Here is a 2909-nt window from a genome sequence, read left to right as displayed (position 1 = left end):
ATTTTTGCTTTTACTGCTCGTTCACCTGATTTGTGTACCTGAACCCAGTTTTGAAATAAAATCATGTGTCAGCACTGGTCAAGGATCTTTTCCCTTGACGGGTTCTTCTGCCGCGGGCTATATCATTGTTAACCGCAAGCTGCCTTGTCCGGCCCCGGTAACGAAAATGGTACATACATCGTCGGTTTCCATCTCCGCGACTCGTTCAAGGAGGCTGGACAGATCTTCTCGCCTTGGGTACTTTACTGCCTTTTTAGCCAGGGCACGCAGTTTCCTCTCCAACAGGTCCCTGCGAATATCTTTATACTCTTCTTGTTTGGTCAATACCGCCCATATGATGGTGAGTAGTTTTCGTGCCGTGGCTACAATTGCAATCTTATGGCCCTTTTTGGCCTTGAGTCTTAGATAAAACGATTGGAGGTCACTGGTACTGCGAATTCCCCGCTGGGCACATTGAACCAGGATCCACCGAAGAGTGCTCCTTCCAGCCTTGGTGATGGACCCAGTGTACCTGGTTTTACCGGACTGATGTACGCTTGGTACCAGCCCCGCATAGCTGGTCAGCTTCTTCGAGGTGGGGAATCTCTTGATGTCGCCAATTTCGGCCAGTATGGTTAAAGCGCTCAGAACGTTAATACCGGGAATACCCATTAACAGGCGAATGTTTGGGTCATCTTTGGCTTTGTCGTGGATTTCCCCTTCAAGTTCATCAATTTCTCGTTGGACGTGGTCCAGTAACTTCAGACAAGAAATCATGACTATTTGGTCGGTTTCGGGCAAGCTAATCCCCTCGAGGAACAGCCCCCCCTTTTTCCCAAAGTAAGCGTCAAATACTACCCACCTTGGCACCATCCCCAAGTTTAAGGGATAATCTTCCTCAGAAAACAAGCTGAGGAGGATTTTTTATTATGACCAAAGCCGAACTGCAAGAACTATGGGCAACCCGGATAGCCGAATATCAGACCAGGGGGCAAAGCGTCAAAGAATGGTGCGCCTCACGTAAAGGTATTAGCCCGCGGCAGTTATGGTACTGGCTGCGGAAGTATAAAAATCAAAATGGGGTTACCCCGGAAAAAGCCAACCGGTGGCTGCCGGTTGAAATAAGCGAACAGACATCTAAGGTTCATGGCAACTCCTTGCTGGTCAGGATAGGCCGGGCCGGCATCGAGGTAAGCCCCGGCTTTGACCAGGCCTTGCTCGCCCGGGTGGTCATGGTCCTGGTAGAGTTATGTTGAACGATTTTGGCATCGACGGGGTTTATCTCGCCTGCGGCGCCACCGATTTACGCAAGTCCATTGACGGGCTGGCGGTACTGGTCAAGGAAGGGTTCGAACTGGACCCCTTCTCCCCCTGTCTTTTTGTTTTCTGCAACCGGCAGCGGGATAAACTTAAAATTCTCCACTGGGAGCACAATGGGTTTTGGCTTTATTACCGCCGGCTGGAGAAGGGCAAATTCCCCTGGCCTCAAGATACCACTTCTGCAACTATCATCATTAGCCACCGGGAGTTGCGCTGGCTGCTTGATGGCCTCCCCATAAAACAGCCTCAAGCCCATCCCGAGGTGAAAGCACGCACCATCTTGTAATAGAAATCGCCAGAAAGAAATATTTTCTCTTTGTGGTTGATTTTAGAGGAATTCGGGGCGATACGTCGAATCATTAAAGTATGAACACCACTTCGCAATCTAGCGCTGCCATGACCATCGAAGAGCTGCAAGAGCGCTGTGTTCATCTGGAACGGGAGAACGCCGAACTGACCGCTAAATTAAATTGGTTTATGGAGCAGTTCCGTTTAAGTAAGAAGCGGCAATTCGGTGTTTCCAGCGAACGGACCGAGGCTTTGAGAGAGCAGCTTATGCTTTTTAATGAGGCGGAAGTGGAAGCCCGGCCGGGTGCAGCGGAACCGGCCATAGAGACGATCACCTACCAGCGCCGCAAAGAGCGCACCCGCCGGGAGATGGTGCTTGATAAGTTGCCGGTGGAAACGGTCGAGCACCGCCTGCCGGAAGAAGAGCGGATCTGCCCTTCCTGCGGCGGTCCTTTACACGAAATGAGCACCGAGGTGCGGCAGGAACTCAAGGTCATCCCGGCCCAGGTGAAAGTAGTTAAACATGTGCGCTACGTTTATTCCTGCCGCCGCTGCGAGAGGGAAGAGATAAGTACTCCCGTTATCACGGCGCCGATGCCGGCCCCCGTACTTCCCGGGATCCCCGTATCCCCTTCCCTCCTGGCCTACATTATGACCCAAAAATACGGGGCAGGCCTGCCACTATACCGCCAGGAGCAGCAGTTTAAAGGTTTGGGGATTGAACTGTCCCGCCAGACCCTGGCCAACTGGGTGCTCCACGGGGCGAACACCTGGTTAACGCCTATTTATGACCGCCTGCATGAACACCTGGTGCAAAAAGATATCCTCCATGCCGACGAGACAACCCTGCAGGTCCTTAGAGAACCGGGAAGGGCTGCGGAAACCAAGTCTTACCTCTGGCTTTACCGTACCGGGCGGGATGGTCCCTCCATCATTCTTTACGACTACCAGACCACTCGAGCCAGCAAACACCCCCGCCGCTTCCTGGCAGGTTTTAAAGGCTACTTGCACGTTTATGGCTACGCCAGCTACAATGAGCTGCCTGATGTCACCCTAGTCGGCTGCTGGGCCCATGCCAGGCGCAAGTTCGATGAAGCGCTGAAGGCCCTGCCGGAGGCAAAACAGTCGAAAGCCGTAGCTGCCAGGGAGGGACTGGAGTTCTGTAACCAGCTATTTGCCATAGAGCGTGACCTGAAAGACGCTCCACCGGAGGAACGATATCAAACCCGCCAGGTACGCAGCCGGCCCGTGCTGGACGCCTTTTTGGCTTGGCTTAAAAGCCAGAAAGCGCAGGTGCTGCCCAAAAGCGCCTTCGGCCAGGC

Annotated in this window: 4 protein-coding genes; 3 read left to right on the top strand and 1 reads right to left on the bottom strand. The window is 53.1% G+C overall.

The genetic code is table 11. From position 1 onward, the window contains the following. Positions 1 to 117 precede the first annotated feature (117 nt). Positions 118 to 780 carry an IS110 family RNA-guided transposase gene (locus SDD30_RS17215; RefSeq protein WP_434076160.1) on the bottom strand — a complete coding sequence of 221 codons (663 nt, stop codon included), beginning with the start codon at positions 778 to 780 and terminating at the stop codon, positions 118 to 120. 128 nt (positions 781 to 908) lie between these two features. Between SDD30_RS17215 and tnpA the strand changes: the two genes are divergently transcribed. From tnpA to tnpC, 3 genes are all read left to right on the top strand, one after another. Then, complete coding sequence (tnpA, locus tag SDD30_RS17210) at positions 909 to 1235, top strand: IS66 family insertion sequence element accessory protein TnpA (protein WP_434076159.1); 327 nt, start codon at positions 909 to 911, stop codon at positions 1233 to 1235. Continuing rightward, positions 1229 to 1585, top strand: a complete 357-nt coding sequence (tnpB, locus tag SDD30_RS17205; RefSeq protein WP_434076158.1) for an IS66 family insertion sequence element accessory protein TnpB — start codon at positions 1229 to 1231, stop codon at positions 1583 to 1585. The genes tnpA and tnpB overlap by 7 nt, the downstream gene beginning before the upstream one ends. Before the next feature lie 80 nt (positions 1586 to 1665). Continuing rightward, positions 1666 to 2909 (top strand): IS66 family transposase (gene tnpC / locus SDD30_RS17200; RefSeq protein ID WP_434076157.1); only part of this gene is annotated, 1244 nt, incomplete at its 3' end.

This window comes from Moorella naiadis (nom. illeg.), from assembly GCF_051020825.1.
Taxonomy (GTDB): domain Bacteria; phylum Bacillota; class DSM-521; order Neomoorellales; family Neomoorellaceae; genus Neomoorella; species Neomoorella naiadis.
The sequence above is the reverse complement of the archived record's forward strand: the minus strand, read 5'-3'. Positions and strand labels throughout refer to the sequence as shown.

What these genes read in the sequence shown, in the direction of transcription:
- tnpA (WP_434076159.1), top strand. Translation starts at nt 909, where the DNA reads ATGACCAAAGCCGAACTGCAAGAACTATGGGCAACCCGGATAGCCGAA.
- tnpB (WP_434076158.1), top strand. Translation starts at nt 1,229, where the DNA reads ATGTTGAACGATTTTGGCATCGACGGGGTTTATCTCGCCTGCGGCGCC.